This window comes from Sphingomonas fucosidasi, assembly GCF_036663855.1.
In the GTDB taxonomy this organism is placed as follows: domain Bacteria; phylum Pseudomonadota; class Alphaproteobacteria; order Sphingomonadales; family Sphingomonadaceae; genus Sphingomonas; species Sphingomonas faeni_B.
In genome coordinates this window covers 93672-118468 of the sequence record NZ_JAXOJR010000009.1, presented here as the reverse complement: position 1 = coordinate 118468, position 24797 = coordinate 93672, and the positions used below count along the sequence as shown (strand labels likewise).

The window sequence follows — 24797 nt, the reverse complement described above, 5'->3', positions numbered from 1 at the left end:
GAAAGTCAGGATCCAGAGTTACGGATGCTACCCTGCATGGCTCTGGATCCTGACTTTCGTCAGGATGACAGGACGGCTCAACCGTCATGCCAGTACCACCGTCATCCCAGCGAAAGCTGGGATCTTTCAGTTTGGCGGATGTCGCGTGCAACGGGGGAGACCCCAGCTTTCGCTGGAGTGACGGTTATAGTGCAGGGGTGACGGTCGGGTACTCAGGCGCCAAGTGAACCGTCACGATAACGGATAAGCGGTCTCAGACCTGCAACCCCATCGCGTGCTGCGTCGCCTTCAACACCGGTGCCGCCAGCGCACGTGCCTTCTCCGCCCCCGCCTGCAACACCGCGGTCACCGCACTGCGATCATCGAGCAACCGCACCATCTCGTCACGGATCGGGCCGAGCTTCGCCACCGCCAGGTCCGCCAGCGCAGGCTTGAACGCGCCGAAGCCCTTGCCGCCGAACTCGCCGAGCACGGTCGCAACATCGCTATCCGCCAACGCCGCGTAGATCGTCAGCAGGTTGCGCGCCTCCGCTCGATCGCCCAGCTCCTCGACCGTCGCTGGCAGCACGTCGGGGTCGGTCTTCGCCTTGCGAAACTTGTCGGCGATGGTGTCGTCGCTATCGATCAGCTTGACCACCGACTGCTCGGACGGGTTCGACTTCGACATCTTCGCCGACGCATCGCGCAAAGACATGATCCGGGGCGCTGCCTTGCTGATCAAGGGTGCGGGGAGCGTGAACAGGTCGACGCCGTAGTCGCCGTTGAACTTGGTCGCGATATCGCGCGCGAGTTCGAGATGCTGCTTCTGGTCCTCGCCGACCGGCACGTGCGTCGCGTTGTAGAGCAGCACGTCGGCGGCCATTAGCACCGGATAGTCGTACAGGCCGACGCTCGCGCCTTCGCGGTTCTTGCCCGCCTTGTCCTTGAACTGCGTCATCCGGTTCAGCCAGCCGACGCGAGCCACTGTATTCAGCAGCCACGCCATCTCGCTGTGCGCGGGGACGCGGGCCTGGTTGAACAGGATCGATTTTGTCGGATCGATCCCTGCGGCGATCATCGTCGCGGCGACCTCGATCGTGTGGGCCGACAGTTCCGCCGGCGCGATCCATTCGGTCGGGGCATGGAGATCGGCGATGAAGAATAGCGACTCGCCGCCCTGCGCCGCGACGTCGTCCTGCAGCGCCACCCATTGCTTCACGGCGCCAAGGTAATTGCCGAGGTGGAGATTACCGGTGGGCTTGATGCCGGAAACAACGCGCATTGAGAGACCTATCGTGAACGACGCAGAAGCGTGGAAATGTCGCCCAACCGGAACGCGCCGGTGAGCAATGTCGCGATCGCATAGACCACCCCGCCGGTGGTAACCAGCACCAGCATGGCCCCCCAGCGCTGGATACTGGTGCCGGTCACGAACGGCTGGAACAGGTCGTTGAGGAAAAACATCACGACCCCCATGATCAGCGCGGCGACCAACAGCCGCCACGTCCGCCGACGAAGCCGTGCATCAGGCGTGAAATGCCCCCGGCGGACGAGCGTGCGGTAGAGCATCGCGACGTTGACCGTGCTCGCGATCGCGGTGGCGAGCGGCGGGCCCATATGGCCGAGCGGCTTGATGAAGGCGAGATTGAGAACGAGGTTCACGACCATCGACATCGTCGCGTAACGCACCGGCGTGCGCGTGTCCGACCGCGCATAATAGCCCGGTGTCAGCACTTTCACGAGGATGTACGACGGCAATCCGATCGAGAACGCGGCGAGCGCCTGTGCGGTGAGCACGCTGTCGTCGAGTGCGAACTTGCCGTGCTGGAACAGCGCGCCGACGATCGGCACGCCGCAGACGATCAGCGCGACCGTGGCGGGCAGGGTGAGGAACAGCGCGAGTTCCATGCCGCGGTTCTGCGTCGTCATCGCCTCCGCATCCTCGCCGCGGCCGAGCTGGCGCGAGATGGTGGGAAGCAGGACGGTGCCGAGGCCGATGCCGATCAGCCCGAGCGGAAGCTGGTTCAGGCGGTCGGCGAAATAGATGTAGGAGACCGAGCCCGCCGGCAGCAGAGCGGCGGCGAGCGCGGTCGAGACGACGAGGTTGATCTGCACCGCACCGGCACCGGCGGCGGCGGGCCAGATCAGCGACATCAGCTTCTTCACGTCGGGATTGAGCTGCGGGCGCTTGAGCCGGAGTTTCACGCCCGACGCGCGACAGGCCCAGATCAGCCAGAGAAGCTGCAACGCCCCCGAAACCGTCACGGCAATCGCCTGGTTGCGCGCGGTCAGCAGCGGCTGGCGCTCGTGGAACAGCAGCAGCGCGGCGATCAGCGTCGCGTTCAGGAGGATCGGCGCGGCGGCGTTGATCCAGAATTTATGCAGCGAATTGAGGATGCCGCCGAGCAGCGACACGAGGCTGATCAGCAGCAGATAGGGGAGGGTGATCCGCGACAGATGGACGACATAGTCGAACCGCTCCGCGCTGGCGCCGTTGAAGCCGAAGGTCAGCAGCCACGTCATCGGCCATGCGGCGAGCTCGAACAGCACCGTCATCGCGATCAAGGTGGGCAGCAATACCGACAGCGCGTCCTCGGCGAACGTGATCCCGTCGGGCAGTCCGCGCCCGGTCTTGTCGCCCACCTTCCGATTGAACATCGGGATAAAGGCGGCGGAGAACGCGCCCTCCGCGAAGAGGGCGCGGAACATGTTGGGGAGGCGGAACGCGATCAGGAACGCGTCCGACGCGAACCCCGCTCCGACGAACCGCGCGAACAGCGAGTCGCGGACCAGCCCCAGGACACGGCTGGCGAGCGTCAGCCCGCCGACCGATCCCAGTGCCTTGGTCAGGTTCATCTACGCGCGCCCCGCCTCCGGTCGATCAGGCCTGGCCGAAATCGCCGACGTTCGGCTGGATGCCCTGCTGCTCCGACTGGGTCAGGTACAGCTGGCCGAAATCGATCGGCTCGAGCAGCAGCGGCGGGAAGCCACCATCACGCACCGCATCCGACAGCACGCGGCGGGCGAACGGGAACAGCAGGCGTGGCGCTTCGCCGAGCAGGAACGGCTGGACATGCTCGGCCGGAATGTTTCGGAGCCCGAACAGGCCGGCATAGGAAAGGTCGACGATGAACGCGACCTGCCCGTCGGTCTCGGCACGGACGTCGATCTTCAGAACGACCTCGTGCACCTCGTCGCCGACCTGCGCCGCGCCGATGTTGAACTGCACGTCGATCGCCGGCGGGGTCTGGTTCTGGTAGACGGCGGGCGCGTTCGGGTTCTCGAACGACAGATCCTTGACGTATTGCGAGATCAGGCCGGCGGCGGGAATCGTGTCCTCGCCGTTCACGAGCTGGTCGCCCATCTGGTCGGGCGCGGTCACGCCATTGTCCTGATCATCCATTCGTCGTGTCCTTGCGAAGAAGCGTGAAATAGGGACCGAAGCGGCACGCTTGCGCGTTCATGTCGGTCAGGGGGCTGCGAGTAGCAGTGCCGACCGGGCGTTTCAACGGGCCCGGGTTTGAATAAGCGCAGCTTTGGCCTATGTTAGCCCGAAGATCGGAGGCACGGTTGTTTTACGTAGTTCTTCTCGCGATGGTTGCAGGCTTCTTGGCGATGCGACTGTATAGCGTGCTCGGCAAGCGGACGGGGCATGAACAGCCTTTGCCGCGCGCGGCCGAGGACCGTCCTGCGCTCGCCGCCGTTCCGCGAACGGTGGATGCGACGCCCGAACCCCGCGAGGTCGCCAGCCGCAACATCGAGCCGGGCGCCGAGGCGGGGCTGCGTTCGATCGTCGCCGCCGAATCCGGGTTCGACGTCAACCAGTTCCTCGAAGGCGCTCAGGCGGCGTACCGCATGGTGCTCGAGGCATTCTGGAAGGGCGACGAGGAACAACTGGGCTATCTCGCCGAAGACGACGTCCGGGCGGCGTTCGCCGAGGCGATCGCAGCGCGGGTCGCGGCCGGCGAAGTGCTCGACAACCGCCTCGTCTCGATCGAGCGCGCGGTGATCTCCGATGCGAGCGTGTCGGGTCGCGATGCGCGGATCACGGTGCGGTTCGATGCCGACATCGCGGCCGTCACGCGCGACGGCGAGGGCAATGTCCTGGCCGGGTCGCTGACCGACGCGGTCGAGACGCACGACGTCTGGACGTTCGCACGGACGCTGAAGAGTAGCGATCCGAACTGGAAGCTCGCCGACACCGACGAGGCGTGACCGTGCGCTTCAGGGGGGCGGGGCTCGGCGGACTTGGTCTTTCGCTGCTGTTGAGCGCCTGCGTCGGTGGCGTCGAGCCGCCGCGTTCTGGTTCTGCACCGGTCGATCGGGGCGGTACCGCCGACCGCGAACCTTCGCGCGAGCCGGTGCGTGTGCATCCTTCGCGCGATACGGGTGCTTCGCCCAACATTCGTGGCATCCAGATGCCGGCGCGGATCGTCGGCGCTGTGCCGATGTTGCCGATCCCCGTCGTATCGCCGACTGCACCGACGAACGCGGTTGCTGCGGGCGTCATCGCCGGTCCGCCGGTCGCCAGCCTGCCGATCGACGAGACGCAGGCGCAGTCGGCGCTGTCGGCGTTCGTCACGAGTTGTCCTTCGCTGATGCGCCGCACCGATACGTCGGGGCTAACGCGTGGCAGCGATTGGCAGCCGGCCTGTGCGGCGGCGGCCTCGGTTCCTCGCGGCGGTGCGCGGACCTTTTTCACGCAGTGGTTCGAGGCGGTGCAGGTCGGTGACGGCAAGGCGTTCGCGACGGGCTATTACGAGCCTGAGATCGCCGGCTCGCTCGAGCGTCGCGATGGCTATGCGCCGATCTACGGGCGGCCCAACGACCTGATCGACGTCGATCTCGGTGCGTTCTCGACCAGCTTGAAGGGCAAGAAGATCCGCGGTCGCGTCGATCGCAGCAATCTGGTGCCCTATTACGACCGCACCGCGATCGAGCAGGGTGCGCTTTCGGGGCGCGCGCCGATCCTCGCCTGGGCGCGCGATCCGGTGGAATTGTTTTTCCTGCAGATCCAGGGTTCGGGGCGGCTTCGGTTGCCCGATGGCGAGATCCTGCGGATCGGCTATGCGACGCAGAACGGCCGCGATTATACCGGCATCGGCGCGCTGATGAAGTCGCGCGGGTTGCTGCAACCGGGGCAGACCTCGATGCAGGGGATCGTCGCCTGGCTCCACGCGCACCCGGCCGAGGGGCAGGCGATCATGCGCGAGAACAAGAGCTTCGTGTTCTTCCGTGAACTGGAGGGGGCACCCTTGGGCGCACTCGGCCTGCCGGTCACCGGCCAGGTGAGTGCGGCGGCAGACGTCAAGTTCGTGCCGTTGGGGGCACCCGTGTTCCTCTCGCTCGATCGGCAGGATGCGAGCGGTTTGTGGGTGGCGCAGGATACCGGCGGTGCGATCAAGGGGAGCAATCGCTTCGACACGTTCTGGGGCGCCGGGCCGGCGGCGGAGTCGACCGCGGGCGGGATGGCGGGACGCGGCACCGCGTTCCTGTTGCTGCCGATCGGCACCGTCCAGCGTCTCAACGGGCAAGCGAATGGGGCGCAATATGGCGGGCCGACCCCTCAACCCTGACCCCCTCACCCCCGAGGAGGCGCAACTCTGGGCGCGGGTGATGCAAACCGTTCGGCCGATGCGCGCGGTCGCCGTCCGCATTCCCGAGCGCGCACCGCCGCTGCCGCCTCCGCCGAAGCCGGTGATCGGGCCCAACGGCAAGGTCGTGCCGCCGCCACCGGCACCGCTGGGCCGGGTGAAACCGATCGTTCGTACCGTTGTCACGCCGTTCGCCAGCCGCCCGGGTGCGAAACCGGCGGTACCGCCGCGGCCGGTCGCCAAGCCGATCACCGCGAATACGCTGGATGGTGGGTGGGACAAGAGGCTGACGCGCGGCGTGGTCAGTCCCGACAGCTCGATCGACCTGCACGGGCATACGCTGGCGTCGGCGCATGCGATGCTCGATGTCGGTCTGGGGCGGGCGATCGCGCGTGGCGACCGCGTGCTGCTGCTGGTGACGGGCAAGCCGCCACGACCCGAGAGCGAACGGCCGCATGCGCGCGGGGCGATCCGCTCGGCGGTGGCGGACTGGCTGGCGGGGTCGCGTCATGCGGACTCGATCGCGGCCGTGCGTGGCGCGCATCCGCGGCATGGCGGGCAGGGGGCGCTGTATATCGTCCTGCGCCGCGGGCGGGGGGCCGAATAGACGGAGGTTTCTCGACCTCTCCAATACCGTCATTCCAGCGAAAGCTGGGATATTTCACCGTTCCCATATCACCCGCCAAATGGGGATACCCCAGCTTTCGCTGGGGTGACGATATTTGTAGGAATGATGGTATTCGCGGTGATGCCAGTATTTGCGGCGATGCCGGGAACGGTAGGCGACAGGGGCCTGCGTCGCTTATTTATCGCAGCGCGCGGTCGATTACGCCGGCATAGATATTCGTCAGCGCCAGCAGGTCCTCGACCGCGACCGCTTCGTCGACCTTGTGCATCGTCGCGTTGATCAGGCCGAACTCGACCACCGGGCACAGCTTCGAGAGGAAGCGCGCGTCGGAGGTGCCGCCGGTGGTCGACAACTCCGGCGTGCTGCCCGTCGATGCGAGGATCGCGTCCGAGAGAAGCGCGGAAAACGCACCCGGCTCGGTCAGGAACGCTTCGCCTGACACCTTGCCCGTCACCACCGCACCCGCCGCATGACGCTCGGCAATCGTGCGGATGCGCTCGATCAGGTCGGCCCCGCGATGGCGGTCGTTGAACCTGATGCTGAGCCGGACCGAGGCCTTGGCCGGGATGACGTTGTGCGCCGGGTTGCCGACCGTGATGTCGGTGACCTCGATGTTCGACGGCTGGAACCAGTCGGTCCCCGTATCGAGCACCACGGTCTCGACCTCGGCGAGGATCGCGATCAGTCGCGGGATCGGATTGTCGGCGAGATGCGGGTAGGCGACGTGGCCCTGGCGCCCGGGCACGTCGATCCAGATGTTCACCGAACCGCGCCGCCCGATCTTCACCATGTCGCCGAGCCGCGCGGTCGAGGTGGGTTCGCCGACCAGGCACAGATCGGGTACGATTCCCCGCGCGGCCATCCGCTCCATCAACGCAACGGTGCCGTAGGTCGCCGGCCCCTCCTCGTCGCCGGTGATGATCAGCGAAAGCGTGCCGGCATCACTGCGGCTGGCGGCAGCTACGAATGCGGCAACCGCGCCCTTCATGTCGACCGCGCCGCGTCCGTACAGCAGCCCGCCGCGGACTTCGCCGGACCAAGGCGAACCGGTCCAGCCCTCGCCCGGTGGCACGACGTCGACATGGCCGGCGAACGCCAGATGCCGCGGTCCGGTCCCGCGTATGGCGAGCAGATTCTCCACCGGACCGTCCGGTGCGTCGCCAACCACGAACCGATCGACCGCAAAGCCGAGCGGCACCAGCGCCGCCTCCAGCACATCGAATACCTCGCCGCACGCGGGCGTGACGCTATCCGCGCGCAGCAACGCCTGCGTCAGCGCGACGGGGTCGATCATGCGGTTGCGGGCGTGGGCTGCTCATATTGCTCGAGCACCCATTCTTCTTCCTGCGCCGCCGCGATCCAGTCCTGCATGAAGGGATGCTCGAACATCGCCTGCATATAGCCGGCGGCAAAGCGCGCGATCGGCAACTGGTAGGTGACGATCCGGGTGACGACCGGCGCGAACATGATGTCCGCCGCGCCGAACTGGCCGAACAGGAAATCGCCGCCGCCACCGAAGCGCGCGCGGGCCTGCGCCCAGATCTCCATGATCCGCTGCAACTCGGCCAGCACGTCGTCGTCGGGGGTGCGCGCCGGAAACACCTGGCGGACGTTCATGCTGTGCTTGCGACGCAGCGCGGCAAAGCTCGAATGCATCTCCGCCGCCATCGACCGCGCCATCGCCCGCGCGGCATTGTCCTCGGGCCAGAAGCGCTCGCGCCCGACCTTGTCGGCGAGATAGTCGACGATCGCGAGGCTGTCCCACACGACCGCGTCGCCGTCCCACAGGATCGGCACCTTGCCCGACGACGGCGCGAATTCGTTCCCTGAGCGGCGCTTTTCCCAATCGGCGTCGTACATCGGCACGACCACCTCCTCGAACGGCAGCCCGGACTGCTTGCACGCGAGCCAGCCGCGCAGCGACCAAGAGGAATAGGCCTTGTTGCCGATGATCAGTTTCATGCGCGCGGTGCTAGGCGAGGGGACGGAAAGAGGCAATCGTTCCGCGTATCGCTTACGCCCATATCCCTCGTGTCCGTCTCCCCTGTCGCCACGGGATCGATCAGAACAGCCCCGGCACCTCGCGTTGGGGCGTATCGGGATGATCGGGCATCAGCAACGCATGCCCCGTGTCGGGCGCCTCCAGCGTCGCCCGCGTCTGCATGGACTGTCGATCGGCACCCGCATTCGCGCTCGTGCTTGCGCTCGAACTGGCCGTAATCGGCGTGCAACTGCGCCCGGCAAGGAAGTCGAGTGCCTGACGGGTCGACGATTCGAGCGGATCGCCCAACTGATAGGCGATATCGTCGTTCGCCCGGCATGTCGCCTCTACGGTGGTCACCAGGCCGTCATAGTAATTGCCGTTGCGCGCCGCATTCTGCGTGGCCAGCGCCACCACGCGGAGGCGGTCGTCGCAGGCCGCCCGGTCGAGTGGTATCTGGCCAACCGGCTTGCCGAAGGTGTTGGTGCCGATCAGCGCGGAATTGGTGCGCAGATACGGCGTGAAGGCGTTGATGACGATCTCGCTCGCCGACGCGGTACCGCCAGTACCGATAAAGGCGATCTTGGTCGGGGCGATCGATTCGGCCTGTGGCTTGAACAGGCGCGTGGTGTTGTTCGAGGCCTTTTCGGTCCGGAACGTGACGTAATCGAATACCTCCGCCGTCGACCGACCGCCGCCGAGCAGGTCGCCCAGATATTCCGCCGTAGCGATCAGGCCGCCACCATTATAGCGCAGGTCGACGATCACGTTGGTGATGCCCTTCGCGCGGAAATCGGCGAACGCGGCCTTCAATGCGGGCTCGGCGGTGGTGATGAACGTGCGGAGGTTGAGGTAGCCGACCTGCCGTCCGCCATCGTCGATGACCTTGGCGCCATAGCGCGTCGACACGGGCAACAACGTGAAGTCGGTCTTGGTGACGGTCACGTCGCGCGTGCCGGCGGAGTCGGCGATGCGAAGGACGCGCGACGTGCCGGCGGTGTTGGGACCCAGCGCGGTGTTGAGCCCAGCGGTGCCGTCCGACGCGATGATCGCCGACACCGTCCGCAGGTTCGCCGCGGTCGTGCCGATCGCCAGGATCTCGGTGCCGCGATCGATGCCGGCGGCGAGGGCAGGCGTATTTTCGAACGACTCCGCGGAGAACAGCCTTTGCCCGGTCTGGTCCAGAGCTAGGCGAATGCCGAACCCGGCGCTGGCGCCCGAATCATAATAGGCATCCTCTTCCCGGATCGACGTCAGATAGGTGAAGAACCGATCCTTGCGCTGCGCCCGCGCGGTTGCGGTCAGCGCATCGATGTAGGCGTCGACCGTCGTGTACGGCGCAGGGTCGAGGCTCGCCGGCAGCGTTTCCGGGAACAGATACCATTCGCGGAGCTGTGCCGCCGCCCAATCCTGGCGCTCGCGCAGCGTGCATCCCGTGCCGGTCGAGGCCGTGGGCGTGGGCGTGGGCGTCGCCGACGAACTGCCTCCCGTCGAGATCGACCCGCTATCGCTACCCCCGCAGCCCGACAGTATCGCCGTCATGGCAAGCATCGCCCCGAACCGCATCCGCATCACGCTATCCCCTTTGGCAGGAAGCTACGGATTTCAGAGCGAAATGTCAGTCGGAAAAGAAAGCCCGGCCCGACGCTGCTCGATCAACTGACCGCTTCGACCACCGCCGCGCGGAGTTCGGGGATACCCATGCCGTATTCGCTCGACGTGACGAGGATGTCCGGATGCGCGGCGGGACGCTTGCGCGCCTCGATCGCGGTGCGCTCGGTCACCTCGACCAGTTCGGACGCCTTGATCTTGTCCGCCTTGGTCAGGACCATGCGATAGCTGACCGCGGCCTTGTCGAGCATCTCTAGGATCTCGCGGTCGACATCCTTGATGCCGTGGCGCGAATCGATCAGCACGAGCGCACGCTTCAACACGTCACGTCCGCGCAGGAAGTCGTTGATCAGGAAGCGCCATTTCTTGACGACGTCCTTGGGAGCCTTGGCAAACCCGTAGCCGGGCATGTCGACGAGCCGGAACGCGAGCGGCGCGCCGACGTCGAAGAAGTTCAGCTCCTGCGTACGGCCCGGCGTGTTCGACGTGCGTGCCATCGAATTGCGCCCGGTGAGCGCGTTCAACAGCGACGACTTGCCGACGTTCGAGCGGCCCGCAAACGCCACCTCCGGCACCGACGCATCGGGCAGGAACTCGAGCGTCGGCGCGGACTTCAGGAAGCCGACATGCCCAGCGAACAGCTTTCGCGCATGCTCCAGCATCTCGGGCGTGAACGGCGCGCCGGTCTGCTCGAGGTCTGGACCTAAGTTCGGAACGTCATTCACTTGGTCACCGGCACTTTCAGGCCCGGATGGCGGGCGTAGAGCAGCTTCTGCTGGATGATCGTCAGGACGTTCGACGTGATCCAGTAGATCTGGAGACCGACCGCGAACGGCGCCATCACGAACATCAGCACCCATGGCAGCAGCTTGAAGACCTGCTTCTGCGTGTCATCCATCGGCGTCGGGTTCAGCTTGAACTGGAAGTACATGCTGATGCCCAGGATGATCGGCACCACGCCGATCGCGATCATGTGCGGCGGCGTGAACGGCAGCAGGCCGAACAGGTTGAGCGGTGTCAGCGGATCGGGCGCGGACAGATCCTTGATCCAGAGCACAAACTCCTGATGACGCATTTCGATCGTCAGCATCAGCACCTTGTACAGCGCGTACATGATCGGGATCTGGAGCAGCGTCGGCGCGCAACCCGCAAGCGGATTGACCTTCTCCGCCTTGTACAGCGCCATCACTTCCTGCTGCATGCGGACCTTGTCGTCCTTATACTTCTCCTGCAGCAGCTTCATCTTCGGCTGGACGGCGCGCATCGCCGCCATCGACTTGAACTGGCGCTGCGCGATCGGGAACAGCAGGCCGCGGATCGTCACGGTCAGCAGGATGATCGCGACGCCGAAATTGCCGACCATGCGGAACAGCCAGTCGAGATAATAGAAGATCGGCTTCTCGACGATCCGGAACCAGCCCCAGTCGATCGCATAATCGAGCTTGGCGACGCCGCCCGCCTGATCGGTGTAGCGATCGAGCAGGCGGACTTCCTTGGCACCCGCGAAGAAGCGCGACGTCTGCGTGATCGCCTGGCCGGGGGCGACTTGCTTGGGTTGGAGCGCGTAATCGGCCTGGTACGCCTTATTGGCGCCGGCGCGGAACTGGCCGTCGAACGCCTGGCCCTGGTCGGGGACGAGCGCGGTCAGCCAGTATTTGTCGGTGAAGCCGAGCCAGCCGCCGGTCGTCGTGAATTTCTGCGCGGCCTCGTCGATGTCCTTGTAGTTCGGACGGTAATGCGCGCCGCCATTGTCGACCGACATCGGCCCGACATGAATCGTCATCGACGACGGATCCTTCGAGATGCCGACCCGGTTGACGAGGCCGTAGGTGGCGACGGGGACAGGCGCGGTGCCGGCGTTCAGGACGGTCTGGCGGACCGTGAACATGTAATCCTGGTCGACCGCGATCTGGATGCGGAACCGCTGGCCGGTGGCGTTGGTCGCGTCGAGCGTGACCGGCGTGGTCGGCGTCAGCGTGGTGGCGCCCGACGACGTCCAGACGGCATCGGCGGCAGGCGGGGCCAGGCCCTGCGCGCGCCAGCCGAAGCTCGCGAAATACGCGTCCGGTGCACCGGCGGGCGAGAGCAGACGGATCGGCGGCGAGTTCTTCGCGACCGTCTCGTCATAGCCCTTGAGCACGAGATCGTCGATCCGCGCGCCCTTCAGGTTGATCGAACCCGACACGCGGGGGGTCTCGATGCGGATGCGCGGGGTGCTTGCGATCACGGCGTTGCGATCGCCGATGGCTGCGGCGCCGTCCGCGGCGGGATCGGCGGCGGGGTTCGCCACGGGCTTGGACTTGCCGCCCTCGATCTTCGTGACCGGCGGATTCGCGGTCGGGAAGAACTTGCCCTGGATCAGCGGCCATCCGAACAGGATCAGCGCCGCGATCACCGCGAACAGCACGAAATTCTGCTTGTCGTCTTTCACAGGGCGGCGTCTTTCAATTTCTTGTCGATGTCTGGGTCGTGGTCGGGAACCGGGTCAGGTCCGTACCCGCCCCACGGATGGCAACGCGCGATGCGCTTCGCCGCCAACCAGCCCCCCTTGAGCGCGCCATAGCGCCCAACGGCCTCTATTGCATAGGCGGAACACGAAGGATCGTAGCGGCAACTCGACGGCAGGACGAGCGAGGGACCGAGTTGCCAGCCGCGCGCGACGAGGATGAGGAGGCGGGCTAGCATGGTGCGGCCAAGGCCAGCACGCCCCAAGATTGTCTTCCCGCGAAGGCGGGGACCCAGACTGGGCTCCCGCCTTCGCGGGAGAACAAGGAGGAGGAGTGGAGCGTCGAGTTCGACCCGCTACCACGTAACCCGAGTACCACCCCGGCGAAGGCCGGGGCCCAATTGGGGAACAGAGGTAATGAGCCGCAGCTATTCATCACGGCCGCTTTCCCATTTGGGCCCCGGCCTTCGCCGGGGTGGGGGCGCTTCCTGTTGTGTCAGCGCTCTGCGGCGTAACCTTGCGAAACGCCTTGCCGAGCTCAGTCCGCAACAAGGCGAAATCCCGCTCGACCCCGCCATTACGCCCGATCAACACATGATCGGCCCCGGCAACGCCGCGCTCCGCCAACAGCTCGCGCGCCAACGCCCGCAACCGCCGTTTCATGCGGTTCCGGACGACGGCGTTGCCGATCTTCTTGGTGACGGTGAAGCCGATTCGCATCGTCTCGTCACCGTCATCGCGGGGGCGCATGAGCAGGACGAATCCCGGCATCGGTGCGCGCTTCCCCGCATTCGCCGCGAGAAAATCGCGGCGCTTGTCGAGAATGGTTAGGCCGACAGCTTCTTGCGACCGCGGGCGCGGCGTGCGTGGATCACTGCCCGGCCGCCGACCGTCGCCATCCGTGCGCGGAAGCCGTGACGGCGTGCGCGTACCAGGTTGCTCGGCTGAAAGGTCCGCTTCATTGGTCATTCCCTAGGTCATCAAATAGAAAACGGCCGCCACGGGGACGGCCTTGATGGCTGGGCGCTTACGGAAAGGGCGGCGGTAAGTCAATTCGCACCGGCCTTGGCAGCCGCGCTTTTCGACGCTTTCGCCCGCTCGTGCCGCCGCATCGCGCTCTGTCGCCGCATCATCCGGTCGACGAAATGCCCGGCGCGAGGCCAGCGCCGCTTCAATCGCGCCCATTTCAGCCGCGCCCAGCGCGAATTGCGCAGCACGAGCACCATTCCGCCCGCGAACAGGAATATCCCCGCCGGCCCCGGCAACGGCGCAAGGATCGGCGCGCTCAGGATCAAGAGAACCCCGAGCAGCAACTGGCCGATGCGCAGAATGGGGGAGCGGACAGCGTTCACGGAAGGCATGTGGGTCCGGTGTATTAGGATGGCAAGACGGCGCGGATCGACGGCATCATGTCGCGCGTCCTTGCAGACATGGCAATTCGGGTATGAATAAGGCGTGACGTCGTGTTCCGGGGGAGCGGGCATGGCGGCGATCGTGGCGACGGTGGCGTATCTCGGGCTGGAGGCGCGCGCGGTCGAGGTGCAAGTCCAACTGATTCCAGGACTTCCCGCGTTCAACGTCGTCGGATTGGCGGACAAGGCGGTCGGCGAAAGCCGCGAACGCGTGCGCGGCGCGATCGCCGGGATGGGACTGTCGCTGCCGCCGAAACGGATCGCCGTGAACCTGTCGCCGGCCGATCTGCCGAAAGAAGGGTCGCATTTCGATCTTCCTATCGCGCTGGCGTTGCTGGCTGCGATGGGGGTGGTCGATGCCGAGGCGCTGGCGGATTACGTGATCGTCGGCGAACTCGGCCTCGATGCGCGGATCACCGCGTCGCCCGGCGTGCTGCTCGCGGCGCTGCATGCGTCGGAAGTGGGGAAGGGGCTCGTCTGCCCCGCCGCGCAAGGATCCGAAGCGGCCTGGGCTGGTGAGATCGAGGTGATCGCCGCGCCCGACCTGCTGGCGTTGCTCAACCACTTCAAGGGCCACGGCCTGCTCAGTCCGCCCAAGCCCGGCATCGCCGACCAGGCCGATCACGGCCCGGACCTGCGGCAGGTCAAGGGCCAAGAGACTGCCAAGCGCGCGCTGGAGATCGCCGCCGCCGGATCGCATAACCTTCTGATGGTAGGGCCTCCTGGTTCGGGCAAGTCTCTCATGGCCTCCTGCCTGCCCGGCATCCTGCCGCCACTCGACCCCGCCGAGGCACTCGAAGTGTCGATGGTCCAGTCGGTGGCGGGCACGCTCTCCGGCGGCCGCCTGACCCGTACACGCCCGTTCCGCGCCCCGCATCACTCCGCATCGATGGCGGCGCTCACCGGCGGTGGCCTGAAGGTGAAGCCGGGCGAGGTGAGCCTCGCGCATCTCGGCGTGCTGTTCCTCGACGAACTCCCCGAGTTCCAGCGTGCCGTCCTCGATTCGCTCCGCCAGCCCTTGGAGACCGGAACGGTCAGCGTCGCTCGCGCCAATGCGCACGTCACGTTTCCTGCTCGCGTGCAGTTGATCGCGGCGATGAACCCATGTCGGTGCGGTCATCTCGGCGATGCGAGCCTGGCCTGCGCGAGAGCCCCGAAATGCGCAGCAGACTATCAGGCGAAGGTCTCGGGGCCGCTACTCGACCGGATCGACCTCCACATCGACGTCCAGGCGGTCAGCGCCGCAGACCTGATCCTACCGCCGCCCACCGAAGGCTCGGCAGAGGTTTCCATCCGCGTCGCTGCCGCCCGCGCGATCCAGTCCGACCGCTACCGCGATCACCCGGTGCGCACCAATGCGGAGGCGGATGGGGCACTGCTCGACGCGGTCGCCACGCCGGACGAGGCCGGACGGAAGTTGCTCGCCCAAGCGGCCGAGGCGATGCGCCTGACCGCACGTGGCTACACGCGCATCCTCCGCGTCGGCCGCACCATCGCCGATCTCGCCGGCAGCGACACCGTCGGCCGCATCCACATCGCCGAAGCGCTCAGCTACCGCCGCCAACCACCGAGAAACTGAGCAAGCGCGTTTTCCGATCAAGACAGCTTGCGGCAAACGAAAGCTTCGTCTAGCCAACCCGCCGCTGCCCCTGTGGCGAAATTGGTAGACGCGACCGACTCAAAATCGGTTGCCGCAAGGCATGCTGGTTCGATTCCGGCCAGGGGCACCACCGCATATCGCCGCGCATTTGTGCAAGGCGAGGCGGATCGACCATCCGCAACGCTCGGCTCGGCTCGCACATTCCACGCGACGGTGTGACCGATCGCCGGCAACCTTAGCCCCTTGGCTTCCCTACCGCCGGGTCCACAGATCCAGCCGGTACGATGCCGTCCGCTCCGCACACTCGACCGTGATGGCGTCGCCGAGCGCTGCGGATATCTTGTCGACGGCCGCGTCTCCGGTCTGCGGATAGTCGGTGTCGCCGATCCAGTGCACCAGCACTATCCGTCCGCCGGGGACGACATGCGCCCGTAACCACGCCCCGGCGGCGGTGATGTCTTCATCGCTCCAATAATACACGACCTCGGAGAGTAGGACGAGATCGAGCGCGTTGGTCGCGGGAACCTGATCGGGGAAAACGACCTTCTCGAAGCGAACCTGCGGCAGGCCTTCGCACCGCTTGCGTGCATAATCGATCGCCTGCGCGGCAATGTCGATGGCGAGGAGATCGTCGCATAAAGGCGCCAATTGCCGTGTGAGCACCCCGTGAGCACAGCCGATCTCGAGCGCGGCGGCGTAGCGACGATCGTCCAGCTCGGCGATGGTGCGCGCAAACTTGGCCGCTTCATACGGGCTGCTGGCCAGCGACCACGGATCGTCGTCGCCGGCAAAAATATCCTCGAAATAGGCGGCGGCCAGGCTGCCCCCGCTGTGGGGCGGCTTATCGGGCATCGGCAATTCCGTTCAGATGAAGGACGTCCTCCGCCGGCATCCGCCAGGCGGTCCGCGCAAGGCGAAAGCCCGCGCCATAGGCTGCACCCGTCTGGCTGCGATGCGCCAGGAGTGCCCGGCGGCGCTGGCCGACCGGCATCGGGCGCGTGCGGAATGTCGTACGCGCAGGCGGCACGGCGGGATCGGTCCATACGCGGTAGTCGAATATCCTCACCGTGCGCCGGGCGGCGCGGATTGCGGCGAGCGCGATCGTCCGGAACGCGGTATGATCGCAATGCGGTTCGTCGGCGCCGGTGACCGCGATCGCATCGACGCCACGTGAACGGATCAATGATGCAAGGCGACGGACCGTCGCGCGCCATGCCGGGCCGTCGGGGCGATGGGGATGCGCGTCGGGCCAGTCGAGGAACACGGGCAATGCCGCATCGCGTCCGGCCAGCCGCCGGACCGCCAACGCCGCCTCACGCCGCCGCACCCGCGCCAACCAGGCGCCGCCCGCGTCGTGCGATCCGGCACCATCGGTCAGGTAGACGACCCCCGCGAGGCGACGTGCCGCCGCCGCCTCTGCAACCAGCGCACCTGCGCCCAGCGTCTCGTCATCGGCATGCGGCGCCAGCACCAGCCATCGCGCGCGCGCGAACCTGCTCGTCGCGAGCCGGCGGGCAATGCCTACCACAGGCGATCCTCGCCCCAGCAATCATGATCGATCCAGTCGCGCACGGCGGCGTCGCGGACCTGGTCGGGCCCTGCCTGACGCAAATACAGGCTGAGATCACGGATGATCTTGTCGATGCGCTGCCCCTCGAACGTGCTGCGGGTGCCAACAAGCCGTGCCGCATGCTCCATCACGTCGAGGCCGGCGCGCTCGACGACGCCGCGGGTCATCCGTGCGAACGCCGCCGCGTCGGTATCCTCGCGCGCCGCGCGCGCCGCCGCCTCGCGCACCCACAGCCCGGCGGTGCGGGTCGCGACGACCGCGTGCCCGAATGCCGCGCGCACCAGCGGATCGGCGCGTGCCGCCCCCGAGAGCGCCGCGCGAGTCTCCGCCAGCAGCGCCTCGATCCCGCCGAGTTGGACCGCGGTGAACCGCCACGCACCCGCGGTGAAGCGCGGTTCGCGATCATAGTCGCCGGGCTGGCCCAGCAGCGCATCCTCGTCGATCGGATAGCCGGTCAAGTCATAGGCGCCGCTCATGCTCGCGCGCATGCCCCGGACACGCCAGCCGCTGGCATCGGTCCGGCCGGGATCGTCGGCGCCGACGATGGCGAGTCGGCGGTCGCCGCTATCGGGCTGGATCGTGACGATCGCATAGCCGATCCCGCCTGCGCCGCTGGCGAAGCTCTTTGCGCCCTGCAATGTTCGCCCGCCCAAATTCTCGATCAACGCGACCCCCGGCGCCGGCTCGGTTGCCCATACGCCGAACGCGGCGCCATGATCGAGCACGCGGCGTAACCAGTCCTTCTGCCCGATCGTCGCATACCAGTCGAACAGCGCCATTGCGTTGACATGACCTTCGAACAGGCGACCGACGCTCAGATCGCCGCGACCGACGCGACGCAGCGCGTCGTACATCGCCTGGTGCCGCGCGTCGGCATCGGCAAACTCTTCGCCCCCCGATTCGACCGGGGCGAACCGGCGTAGCAAACCCGCCTCCGCGAGCAGCGCGATGCTGTCGGCGGGATGCGCGCGTTCCGCGTCATAGCGTTCGCCAAACTTGGCGAGCGCAGCGACCAGCGGATCGTCGAGCACCGTCGTCATTCGTTCGCTCATCCGCACTCTCCATCGGCCAGGGCCATCACATAGGCTGCCAAACGGGCCGCGCCATTGGGGTCGTCGAGCGCCGCTTGCGCTTCGGGGTCGAGCCGCCCTGCCAGGGCAAGCAAACGGGGCCAGTCTGCGGTCGCGGCGTCGTCGCACAACAGCGCCGCGCCCGCTGCGAGCAGTTGTGCCGCCTTTGATCGCTGTTCGTCGAACGGCCGATCTTCCGGCAGGCAAATGAACGGACGGCGCGCGGCAAGCACCGCGCCGACCACGCCATCCCCCGCGCTCCCGACGACGATCGCCGCACGCGCGATCCGGGCGGGGGCATCGTCGACCCATCCCACCCTTACGAAATTCGGCGGTGGGTCGAGCACCGGTGGACAGTCGCCGATGATCTGCCAAATCCGATCGGGCGTAGTCCGCGCCGCTCTAGCCCAGACAGCGCCATCGATCGCAGAACCGCCTCGCCCCCTGACGACAACGACCGAATCAGGGTCCACGACGGTCGTCGTGACCCGGTCGACCAGCCCAGGGGCGTAAACGGTCTTGTGTCGCACCCAATCCGGGGTGGCCGGATCATCGAGCGCTTGCGCGAACGGCGCGACGATCGCGGTAGCGGCGCGATACGCTTCGAGATGCGGGATGTCGTCGCGCCGACCGCCGAGCCTTACGTAGATCGTGGGGACCGATGCGAGCCGAGCCAGCATCGCGACCTCGCACGACACGTCGACGATCATCAGCGCCGGGCGCTGTTCCGCAATCCAGTGCGTGATCGCCGAGACCCTGCGTCGTATTCCATCGTGATCGAGCGGCGCATAATGCAGCGCCGAGGGGCGTTCGGCACCGCCGTCGCGACCATCGAACATCGGATCGAGGCGATCGTCCGGGATGTCGACAAAGGGATGCTTGCCGGTCTGGCCGGCGAGATGCGTGCCGATCAACGTGATCCGTCCCTCCGCATGGTCGGCGATGGCGGATGCACGTGCGCGATGGCCTGCGCCGTGGTGATGGACGTAATAGCCGATCGGACGCGTCATGACCCGGCCGGCGATGCAACGTTCACCGCGCAGGCCCGATCGGCGCAGGCGGGCAGAGGCATGTCGGCGGGCATCGGCGGGAGATCGGCCTCTAGCGCCAGCATCGCTGCGACGCCGTGTGCGCTTCGTTTGGCACGGCGCCAGATCGCGCGGGCGCGCCAATGATCGAATCCGGGCATCCATGGAGCGTCCCCCCGATCGACGGTTGCCGCGAGTTCGGCCATCGCGATCGCCATGCCGCCGGCAGCGCGGCCGTCGGTGCGGGCCGACACGCGTGTCCAGACCGCTGGTGGATGCACCAGCCGACCCCCGGCGGCGATCGCCGCAACGACCATCGAGCGGTCCTCACCCGACGCGATCGCGGGAACGCCGCCGATTGCGCGATACAGCGCGGCGTCGATCGCGATGCTCGCGCCGGTGTGATCGCCGTGGCGCGGTGGCGGATCATGGGGAGAGGGATCGATCGCGTCCTCGATCGCGCGCACCGCCGCCCAGTAATCGTCGAAGCGCGACCGCATAGCGACGATGACCGGATTGATCGGCTCGGCGTCGTCCAGAACGATCCGTCCACCGACGATGTCCGCACCCGAGTCGATTGCGCCGAGATTGGCCGCGATCCAGCCGGCCGGGGGCCGACAATCCGCATCGGTCGACATCAGCACGCCGCGGGCGCCGCCAAGACTGCGATACCCCATGTCCATCGCATGGCCGCGCGCGCTGCCGGCATGCGCCAGGGGTGGCGCGAATGTACGGGACTCCGACATGATATCGAGCCGCCCGGCATGACGTGCGGCAACGTCCTGTACCGTGGATACGCTGTCGTCGTCGCTATTGTTGATGCACACCGCGACGGGAATGCGACCGGCGATCGTTTGCGCCGCGAGCGCGTCGAGCAGTATCGGCAGGCGCGTGGTTTCGTTGCGGGCAGGGACGCAGACGCAGAACGGGGTAACGATCATCGTGCGTGTGCGCTCACCGGGGCTGGGCGACCTGCCGCGACCATCGCCGGCCACATCGTCCGTGGCGTCAGCGGAACCGGGACCGCGGCGGCGACCATCTCCGCATACAAAGCCTCGTAGCCGTCGATCATCGTTTCGGCGTCGCAGATCGCGACGGCACGTGCACGACTGTCCGATCGATCGAGCTGCATCGCTCTAACGGCGGCCGCGGCGAGCGATGCGACGTCATCGGGCGTGGCCAGCACGCCGCTGGTCGAATCGAGCAATGTCGGGATCGCCCCGCGTGCAAAGGCCGCGACCGGCGTTCCGCACGCCAGGGCCTCGGCGACGACCAGCCCGTAGGGCTCGTCCCAGCACGGCGTACACAGGAACGCCCGGGCGCCACCGATCAGCAACGACAGATCCGTGTGATCGAGATGGCCGAAATACTGCACGGCAGTGCCGATATGCGGTGCGATCTGCGCGGCATAATAGGCAGGATCCGAAATCGGCCCGGCAATACGCAGCGTCAACCCGATACGCTGCGCCACGGCGATCGCGAGATGCAGGCCCTTTTCGGGGACGATGCGACCATACCAGACGAGATACGGATCGGCGTCGGGGATCGCCTGATAGGGAAACCGGACGAGATCGATGCCGTTGCCGACGACGCGGTCGATCGGCACGATCGGCGACCACATCGATCGAATAGCTTCCGATACCGCGACGAACCGGGTCGCTTCGGCACGGCAGAGCCGGATGCCGCTTTCCAGCCAGCAGAACGGCGGCGTATGCAAGGTGGTGACCATCGGCATCGGCAACGTATCGGCCATCGCAACCGGCAGATAATGCAGCGAATTGTTATGGACGATGTCGAACGGCCCGCCGCGAAGCTCCGACATCAGGCGCAGATAGGCGTGATGTTCGCGAAAGAACGCGACGTCGGTCGCTTCCGCGATCCCGGTCGCCATCAGCGCGGTCTCGTCGCAGATCGCGGCCAGACCGGTGGCGGGGTCGGAGCGGGTCGACGCGAACAGCGTCACGGCGTGGCCACGGGCGCGAAGCCGGGTCGCCAGCATGTGCGTGTGCATTTCCAGCCCACCCGCAAAAGGCTCGACGATCGCATGCTTCAGATGAGAGATGATGGCGATACGCATGATCGAGCCTCGGAACCCCCCCGTTTTGGTGGAGCTGTCGTAACGACCAAAGACGCGTACAGGGCCCGTATAGAGATGGTAAATCATGCTGATAGGGATCAATAGACTCGCTATACTATCGAGCGAGCGGCTAATCATACGCAAGTCACGCACCCCGCGACGGATATCTATAGCCTTTTGACGGACAAGATTTTTGTCGGGCAACCAGTCGCTTACAGGCGCACGACTAGCCATAAGGCAGGATGCTGGACCGCGTTAGTCTATACGCCGTGGCGCATGACAGTCGACGGCACGGTACTGGCCATTCAGCGCTGCGGCTGGTCGAGATTACCGGTGACGGCTTCGTTCACGCTGAGAATGTGGCCGATCCCGCCATCAGTCTCCGCGATTTCGATCGCGCGATGAAGATGGCAGGCGGCGTGATCGGCCCGATCGCGATCAAGCAGGGCCAACGCCATCTTCATCAGCGATACTGCAGTTTGCGGGCGAGTGAGCATGATGTAAGTTAGGATGACTGGGTCTGGCAGGCAAGCCAAAGCGGCGTGTTACGTCCGGTTCGGATACGACGAGCGGCCATTGCCCTGTCTGCGCGGAGGTTTGCGAAACGCCTGACCGAACCGCAGCACGCGGCGCTAACGAACCTGACGAACTCTGCGTTCAGCCCAACATGCCGGCATAGGTTTGCGGGGGGCGCGGAAGCCAGACGCGTGCAGCAATGCCACCGCTGACGATCAGACCGAGCGCGCCGGTACCCACCACGAGGATCTTCACTGGTGGTGCGCGATCGGCGAGCAGGACCGTGGCCACCGCGGTCGCGATCATCGACCACAGGTGATAGCGCAGGTCCGAGGCGATGCTGAGCACCGCGAAACTCGCTTCCAACGCCAGCGCGGAGACGAGCAGCGCCGTGGCGAAGTCCCGCACGGCGTCGCGTCGGCGCGACAGGCACGTCGCCAGCGCGACGATTGCGACGACGATCCACGCGATCGGCCACCCCAGTGGCGTCTCGACAATCGCGGCGGTCAGGCTTTCCCAGGTGCGCGCGGCGGCGTTGGGGTAGGCGAGGCCGATCGTGTTCGGCTCGGACGCGGTCGGCGGCGCGGCGCTTGGCCAGCGGAACGGCACGAGCCAGCGATCGGTCGAGTTCAGATGCGCGAAGCGGTGCGTCGCGTAGGCGATCGGGTGATGCAGCGCCGCGGACGCCAAGGTGACGTAGAGCGTCGCGGTCGGCAGCGCGCGCAACCGCGCCATCGTCGTTCCGCAATGCGCGTCGTCGCCGAGCGGATCCCAGAAGAATGGTTTCGCGCAGTGGCGGGCGATCACGGTGGCGGCTTCGGCTTGCCTCAGGCCGGTGGTGGCGCTGTCCGGTGCACGCGCGGCGATACCGGCGAGGTCGTAGAGCGCTTGGGTCGACTCCACGCCGCTGCGTTGCGCGTCCAAGACTTGATGGTTGATGATCGGCGCGACGCCGAGGACGACTACCACCGCGATCAGGCCGGTGACGGTCTTGGCGGATAGGCCGGCGGGGCGGGGCGCGAGCATCACCACCAGCGGCACGACGATGAACACGGCGTTCGCCCGCACCAGCACGGCATAGGCGAGCAGCAGCGTCACCGGAATCCACATCGCGCCGGGCAGGGGGCGGCCCGCGAGACGCCACCAGCCCACGATCCCGACCGCGGCCAGCAATGCCCCGGCGAGTTGCGCGTCCTTGAGCACGACGCCCTGCCAGCCGAGGAATGGCGGTAAAAGGCCTATGACGAGGATCGCGAGCGCGCTGCGAGAACGCCCGAGCCGCGCGAGCGCACCGGCGATCAGGCCGAGACCGAGCCAGTAGGTGACGAGCTGCAGGACGAGCATCGGCGTCGCACCGGGCCCGAACGGTGCCAGCACCGCCCAGGTGCGCGCCATGATCGGTGGGTGCCAATCGTCGTACACGCCCGACAGGACCTGGCGATATTGCGCCACGGTGTCGTACATCGCGATCCCCGGCCAGAAGAGCGCGAGCGAGGCGACGCACAGCGCGGTTGCGGCGAGAATGGCGATGCGAGCGGTGGCGCGTGGTACGGGTTCGATCGACATTCGCGGGTCCTGCACCGGGGGCTTGTGTTCGCGGAATCCTGGAGCGCTGAACCCCGCGACCGACACGCCCCTTTGAGGGGACAGGAGCGATGGTCAAGCGAGATAGGGCCGAAACGGGATGGTTTGCCCGACTTGACGGGTCGGCCGGGTGCAGAATGGTCGGGGGTGGTCTGCATGCACCCGCCTGCCGTCATCCTGACGAAAGTCAGGACCCAGAGCCGAGGGGGCTGCGGTTGGTACCCTGGGTCCTGACTTTCGTCAGGATGACGGGGAAGGGCGGTATAAAGCGCGTATCCTCCCCCTTGCGGGGGAGGATCGCAGGGTCAGTAATGGATCGCCCGGCCATAGGCGGCGAGGACGCTCTCGTGCATCATTTCGCTGAGCGTCGGGTGCGCGAACACGGTTTCCATCAGCTCGGCCTCGGTCGTCTCGAGCTGGCGCGCGACGACATAGCCCTGGATCAGTTCGGTCACCTCGGCGCCGACCATGTGTGCGCCGAGCAGCTCGCCGGTCTTCGCGTCGAACACCGTCTTCACGAAACCCTCGGCCTCGCCGAGCGCGATCGCCTTGCCGTTGCCGATGAACGGGAATTTGCCGACCTTCAGCTCGTATCCGGCTTCCTTGGCCTTCGCCTCGGTCATGCCGACGCTCGCGACCTGTGGGCGCGAATAGGTGCAGCCGGGGATGTTGGCCTTGTCCATCTGGTGCGGCGAGCCGCCGGCGATCTTCTCGACCGCGATGATGCCCTCATGGCTCGCCTTGTGCGCGAGCCACGGCGCGCCGGTGACGTCGCCGATCGCCCAGATGCCATCGACGTTGGTGCGGCCATAGCCGTCGGTCTTGATATGCCCGCGGTCGGTCTCGACGCCGAGCGCCTCCAGCCCGATATTCTCGGTGTTGGGGACGATGCCGATCGCGATGATCGCGTGGCTGAAGGTCTCTTCCGAAACCTTGCCGTCCTTCGCCTTGATCTTCGCGGTGACGCCGTTGGCCGACGGAGCGAGACCCTCCAGGCCGGTCTGGGTCAGCAGCTTGATGCCCTGCTTCGACAGCGCCTTGTCCATGAACGCGGAGACTTCCTCGTCCTCGACGGGGAGTATCCGCGGGAGCATCTCGACGATCGTCACGTCGGCGCCCATGTCGTTGTAGAAGCTCGCGAATTCGACGCCGATCGCGCCCGAGCCGATGACCAGCAGCTTGGTCGGCATCTCGGTCGGCACCATCGCGTGGCGATAGGTCCAGATCCGCTCGCCATCGGCCTTGGCGAACGGCAGGTCGCGCGCCCGCGCGCCGGTCGCGACGATGATGTTCTTGGCCTCGAGTTCGACGGTCTTGTCGCCCTGCTTGACCGACAGCTTGCCCTTGGCCGTCACGGTGCCGACGCCTTCGACGACCGTCACCTTGTTCTTCTTCATCAGGCCCTTCACGCCCGCATTCAGCTGGCCCGCGACCTTGCGCGACCGGTCGACGATTTTGGCGAGGTCGAAGCCGACATTGTCCGCCTTCAGGCCGTAGCTCTCGGCGTTCTGCATGTAGTGATAGATTTCCGAGGTGCGGAGCAGCGCCTTGGTCGGGATGCAGCCCCAGTTGAGGCAAATGCCGCCCAGCCGCTCGCGCTCGACGATCGCGACCTTCAGGCCGAGTTGCGACGCGCGGATCGCGGCGACGTAACCGCCGGGGCCGGAACCGAGGATGACGAGGTCGAAAGTATCAGCCACG

Annotated in this window: 25 protein-coding genes and 1 tRNA gene; 5 read left to right on the top strand and 21 right to left on the bottom strand. The window is 66.6% G+C overall.

Annotation, left to right across the window (positions count from 1 at the left end):
- Positions 1–253: 253 nt before the first annotated feature.
- From trpS to secB, 3 genes are read right to left on the bottom strand one after another with little or no spacing between them, the layout of a single operon-like run.
- Positions 254–1261, bottom strand: a complete 1008-nt coding sequence (gene trpS, locus U1737_RS16335) for a tryptophan--tRNA ligase (protein ID WP_332797495.1) — start codon at positions 1259–1261, stop codon at positions 254–256.
- An 8-nt stretch (positions 1262–1269) separates the two neighbouring features.
- The gene (gene murJ / locus U1737_RS16330) at positions 1270–2835 is read right to left on the bottom strand and encodes a murein biosynthesis integral membrane protein MurJ (RefSeq protein WP_332797494.1); all 1566 of its coding nucleotides are present in this window, start codon (positions 2833–2835) and stop codon (positions 1270–1272) included.
- Between the two features lie 25 nt (positions 2836–2860).
- Complete coding sequence (gene secB, locus U1737_RS16325) at positions 2861–3382, bottom strand: protein-export chaperone SecB (RefSeq protein ID WP_128453359.1); 522 nt, start codon at positions 3380–3382, stop codon at positions 2861–2863.
- A gap of 167 nt (positions 3383–3549) precedes the next feature.
- On the opposite strand from secB, the gene U1737_RS16320 reads away from it, so the two are divergent.
- Genes U1737_RS16320 through U1737_RS16310 form a run of 3 tightly spaced genes read left to right on the top strand, consistent with a single transcriptional unit; the run spans position 3550 to position 6180 of the window.
- Entirely contained in the window at positions 3550–4194 is a 645-nt protein-coding gene (locus tag U1737_RS16320; RefSeq protein ID WP_332797493.1) for a Tim44/TimA family putative adaptor protein, read from the top strand.
- Positions 4195–4196: 2 nt separating this feature from the next.
- Positions 4197–5555: a murein transglycosylase A gene (mltA, locus tag U1737_RS16315; RefSeq protein ID WP_332797526.1), complete on the top strand. Its 1359-nt coding sequence runs from the start codon at positions 4197–4199 to the stop codon at positions 5553–5555.
- Positions 5530–6180 carry a Smr/MutS family protein gene (locus U1737_RS16310; RefSeq protein ID WP_332797492.1) on the top strand — a complete coding sequence of 217 codons (651 nt, stop codon included), beginning with the start codon at positions 5530–5532 and terminating at the stop codon, positions 6178–6180. Before mltA ends, U1737_RS16310 begins: the two co-directional genes overlap by 26 nt.
- A gap of 199 nt (positions 6181–6379) precedes the next feature.
- On the opposite strand, the gene dapE is transcribed toward U1737_RS16310, so the two are convergent.
- The 9 genes from dapE to U1737_RS16265 form a co-directional block, all read right to left on the bottom strand.
- Complete coding sequence (dapE, locus tag U1737_RS16305; RefSeq protein ID WP_332797491.1) at positions 6380–7495, bottom strand: succinyl-diaminopimelate desuccinylase; 1116 nt, start codon at positions 7493–7495, stop codon at positions 6380–6382.
- The gene (locus U1737_RS16300; RefSeq protein ID WP_332797490.1) at positions 7492–8163 is read right to left on the bottom strand and encodes a glutathione S-transferase; all 672 of its coding nucleotides are present in this window, start codon (positions 8161–8163) and stop codon (positions 7492–7494) included. Before U1737_RS16300 ends, dapE begins: the two co-directional genes overlap by 4 nt.
- A gap of 100 nt (positions 8164–8263) precedes the next feature.
- Entirely contained in the window at positions 8264–9754 is a 1491-nt protein-coding gene (locus U1737_RS16295; protein WP_443027144.1) for a S41 family peptidase, read from the bottom strand.
- A gap of 83 nt (positions 9755–9837) precedes the next feature.
- Positions 9838–10455 (bottom strand): ribosome biogenesis GTP-binding protein YihA/YsxC, encoded by a 618-nt coding sequence (gene yihA / locus U1737_RS16290; RefSeq protein WP_056052878.1) that lies wholly within the window; start codon positions 10453–10455, stop codon positions 9838–9840.
- A gap of 59 nt (positions 10456–10514) precedes the next feature.
- The gene (gene yidC / locus U1737_RS16285) at positions 10515–12224 is read right to left on the bottom strand and encodes a membrane protein insertase YidC (RefSeq protein WP_332797489.1); all 1710 of its coding nucleotides are present in this window, start codon (positions 12222–12224) and stop codon (positions 10515–10517) included.
- Positions 12221–12478 carry a membrane protein insertion efficiency factor YidD gene (yidD, locus tag U1737_RS16280; protein ID WP_332797488.1) on the bottom strand — a complete coding sequence of 86 codons (258 nt, stop codon included), beginning with the start codon at positions 12476–12478 and terminating at the stop codon, positions 12221–12223. The genes yidC and yidD overlap by 4 nt, the downstream gene beginning before the upstream one ends.
- Positions 12479–12674: 196 nt before the next feature.
- Positions 12675–13010, bottom strand: a complete 336-nt coding sequence (rnpA, locus tag U1737_RS16275) for a ribonuclease P protein component (protein WP_443027143.1) — start codon at positions 13008–13010, stop codon at positions 12675–12677.
- A gap of 56 nt (positions 13011–13066) precedes the next feature.
- Positions 13067–13201 (bottom strand): 50S ribosomal protein L34, encoded by a 135-nt coding sequence (gene rpmH, locus U1737_RS16270; protein WP_031393806.1) that lies wholly within the window; start codon positions 13199–13201, stop codon positions 13067–13069.
- A gap of 87 nt (positions 13202–13288) precedes the next feature.
- Positions 13289–13600 (bottom strand): hypothetical protein, encoded by a 312-nt coding sequence (locus tag U1737_RS16265; RefSeq protein WP_332797487.1) that lies wholly within the window; start codon positions 13598–13600, stop codon positions 13289–13291.
- A gap of 121 nt (positions 13601–13721) precedes the next feature.
- Between U1737_RS16265 and U1737_RS16260 the strand changes: the two genes are divergently transcribed.
- Together U1737_RS16260 and U1737_RS16255 are read left to right on the top strand one after the other, a co-directional pair.
- The gene (locus U1737_RS16260; RefSeq protein WP_332797486.1) at positions 13722–15230 is read left to right on the top strand and encodes a YifB family Mg chelatase-like AAA ATPase; all 1509 of its coding nucleotides are present in this window, start codon (positions 13722–13724) and stop codon (positions 15228–15230) included.
- Between the two features lie 66 nt (positions 15231–15296).
- Positions 15297–15381 (top strand) — tRNA-Leu (locus tag U1737_RS16255).
- A 122-nt stretch (positions 15382–15503) separates the two neighbouring features.
- On the opposite strand, the gene U1737_RS16250 is transcribed toward U1737_RS16255, so the two are convergent.
- The 9 genes from U1737_RS16250 to lpdA all read right to left on the bottom strand — a co-directional run bounded on the left by U1737_RS16250 (position 15504) and on the right by lpdA (position 24796).
- Positions 15504–16103 carry an SAM-dependent methyltransferase gene (locus tag U1737_RS16250; protein WP_332797485.1) on the bottom strand — a complete coding sequence of 200 codons (600 nt, stop codon included), beginning with the start codon at positions 16101–16103 and terminating at the stop codon, positions 15504–15506.
- Positions 16093–16779: a PIG-L deacetylase family protein gene (locus tag U1737_RS16245; RefSeq protein ID WP_332797484.1), complete on the bottom strand. Its 687-nt coding sequence runs from the start codon at positions 16777–16779 to the stop codon at positions 16093–16095. Before U1737_RS16245 ends, U1737_RS16250 begins: the two co-directional genes overlap by 11 nt.
- Positions 16773–17873 carry an acyl-CoA dehydrogenase family protein gene (locus tag U1737_RS16240; protein WP_332797483.1) on the bottom strand — a complete coding sequence of 367 codons (1101 nt, stop codon included), beginning with the start codon at positions 17871–17873 and terminating at the stop codon, positions 16773–16775. Before U1737_RS16240 ends, U1737_RS16245 begins: the two co-directional genes overlap by 7 nt.
- Positions 17870–18901: a glycosyltransferase gene (locus U1737_RS16235; RefSeq protein WP_332797482.1), complete on the bottom strand. Its 1032-nt coding sequence runs from the start codon at positions 18899–18901 to the stop codon at positions 17870–17872. Before U1737_RS16235 ends, U1737_RS16240 begins: the two co-directional genes overlap by 4 nt.
- Complete coding sequence (locus U1737_RS16230; RefSeq protein ID WP_332797481.1) at positions 18898–19860, bottom strand: glycosyltransferase family 2 protein; 963 nt, start codon at positions 19858–19860, stop codon at positions 18898–18900. Before U1737_RS16230 ends, U1737_RS16235 begins: the two co-directional genes overlap by 4 nt.
- Entirely contained in the window at positions 19857–20996 is a 1140-nt protein-coding gene (locus U1737_RS16225) for a glycosyltransferase (RefSeq protein ID WP_332797480.1), read from the bottom strand. Before U1737_RS16225 ends, U1737_RS16230 begins: the two co-directional genes overlap by 4 nt.
- 305 nt (positions 20997–21301) lie before the next feature.
- On the bottom strand, positions 21302–21460 hold the full coding sequence (locus tag U1737_RS16220; RefSeq protein ID WP_332797479.1) for a hypothetical protein: 159 nt from the start codon (positions 21458–21460) through the stop codon (positions 21302–21304).
- A gap of 193 nt (positions 21461–21653) precedes the next feature.
- Entirely contained in the window at positions 21654–23078 is a 1425-nt protein-coding gene (locus U1737_RS16215; protein ID WP_332797478.1) for a hypothetical protein, read from the bottom strand.
- A 323-nt stretch (positions 23079–23401) separates the two neighbouring features.
- Entirely contained in the window at positions 23402–24796 is a 1395-nt protein-coding gene (gene lpdA / locus U1737_RS16210) for a dihydrolipoyl dehydrogenase (protein ID WP_332797477.1), read from the bottom strand.
- Between the last annotated feature and the right edge of the window lies 1 nt (position 24797).

Excerpts from the sequence above, each read along its gene's own strand:
- U1737_RS16225 (WP_332797480.1), bottom strand. The coding sequence starts at position 20,996 with ATGCGTATCGCCATCATCTCTCATCTGAAGCATGCGATCGTCGAGCCT.
- U1737_RS16235 (WP_332797482.1), bottom strand. The coding sequence starts at position 18,901 with ATGACGCGTCCGATCGGCTATTACGTCCATCACCACGGCGCAGGCCAT.
- yihA (WP_056052878.1), bottom strand. The coding sequence starts at position 10,455 with ATGCTGGAGCATGCGCGAAAGCTGTTCGCTGGGCATGTCGGCTTCCTG.
- rnpA (WP_443027143.1), bottom strand. The coding sequence starts at position 13,010 with ATGCCGGGATTCGTCCTGCTCATGCGCCCCCGCGATGACGGTGACGAG.
- secB (WP_128453359.1), bottom strand. The coding sequence starts at position 3,382 with ATGGATGATCAGGACAATGGCGTGACCGCGCCCGACCAGATGGGCGAC.
- U1737_RS16250 (WP_332797485.1), bottom strand. The coding sequence starts at position 16,103 with ATGCCCGATAAGCCGCCCCACAGCGGGGGCAGCCTGGCCGCCGCCTAT.
- rpmH (WP_031393806.1), bottom strand. The coding sequence starts at position 13,201 with ATGAAGCGGACCTTTCAGCCGAGCAACCTGGTACGCGCACGCCGTCAC.
- U1737_RS16265 (WP_332797487.1), bottom strand. The coding sequence starts at position 13,600 with ATGCCTTCCGTGAACGCTGTCCGCTCCCCCATTCTGCGCATCGGCCAG.
- U1737_RS16220 (WP_332797479.1), bottom strand. The coding sequence starts at position 21,460 with ATGAAGATGGCGTTGGCCCTGCTTGATCGCGATCGGGCCGATCACGCC.
- trpS (WP_332797495.1), bottom strand. The coding sequence starts at position 1,261 with ATGCGCGTTGTTTCCGGCATCAAGCCCACCGGTAATCTCCACCTCGGC.
- yidD (WP_332797488.1), bottom strand. The coding sequence starts at position 12,478 with ATGCTAGCCCGCCTCCTCATCCTCGTCGCGCGCGGCTGGCAACTCGGT.
- U1737_RS16240 (WP_332797483.1), bottom strand. The coding sequence starts at position 17,873 with ATGAGCGAACGAATGACGACGGTGCTCGACGATCCGCTGGTCGCTGCG.
- U1737_RS16310 (WP_332797492.1), top strand. The coding sequence starts at position 5,530 with ATGGCGGGCCGACCCCTCAACCCTGACCCCCTCACCCCCGAGGAGGCG.
- U1737_RS16215 (WP_332797478.1), bottom strand. The coding sequence starts at position 23,078 with ATGTCGATCGAACCCGTACCACGCGCCACCGCTCGCATCGCCATTCTC.
- U1737_RS16295 (WP_443027144.1), bottom strand. The coding sequence starts at position 9,754 with ATGCGGATGCGGTTCGGGGCGATGCTTGCCATGACGGCGATACTGTCG.
- dapE (WP_332797491.1), bottom strand. The coding sequence starts at position 7,495 with ATGATCGACCCCGTCGCGCTGACGCAGGCGTTGCTGCGCGCGGATAGC.
- U1737_RS16260 (WP_332797486.1), top strand. The coding sequence starts at position 13,722 with ATGGCGGCGATCGTGGCGACGGTGGCGTATCTCGGGCTGGAGGCGCGC.
- U1737_RS16230 (WP_332797481.1), bottom strand. The coding sequence starts at position 19,860 with ATGATCGTTACCCCGTTCTGCGTCTGCGTCCCTGCCCGCAACGAAACC.
- murJ (WP_332797494.1), bottom strand. The coding sequence starts at position 2,835 with ATGAACCTGACCAAGGCACTGGGATCGGTCGGCGGGCTGACGCTCGCC.
- U1737_RS16300 (WP_332797490.1), bottom strand. The coding sequence starts at position 8,163 with ATGAAACTGATCATCGGCAACAAGGCCTATTCCTCTTGGTCGCTGCGC.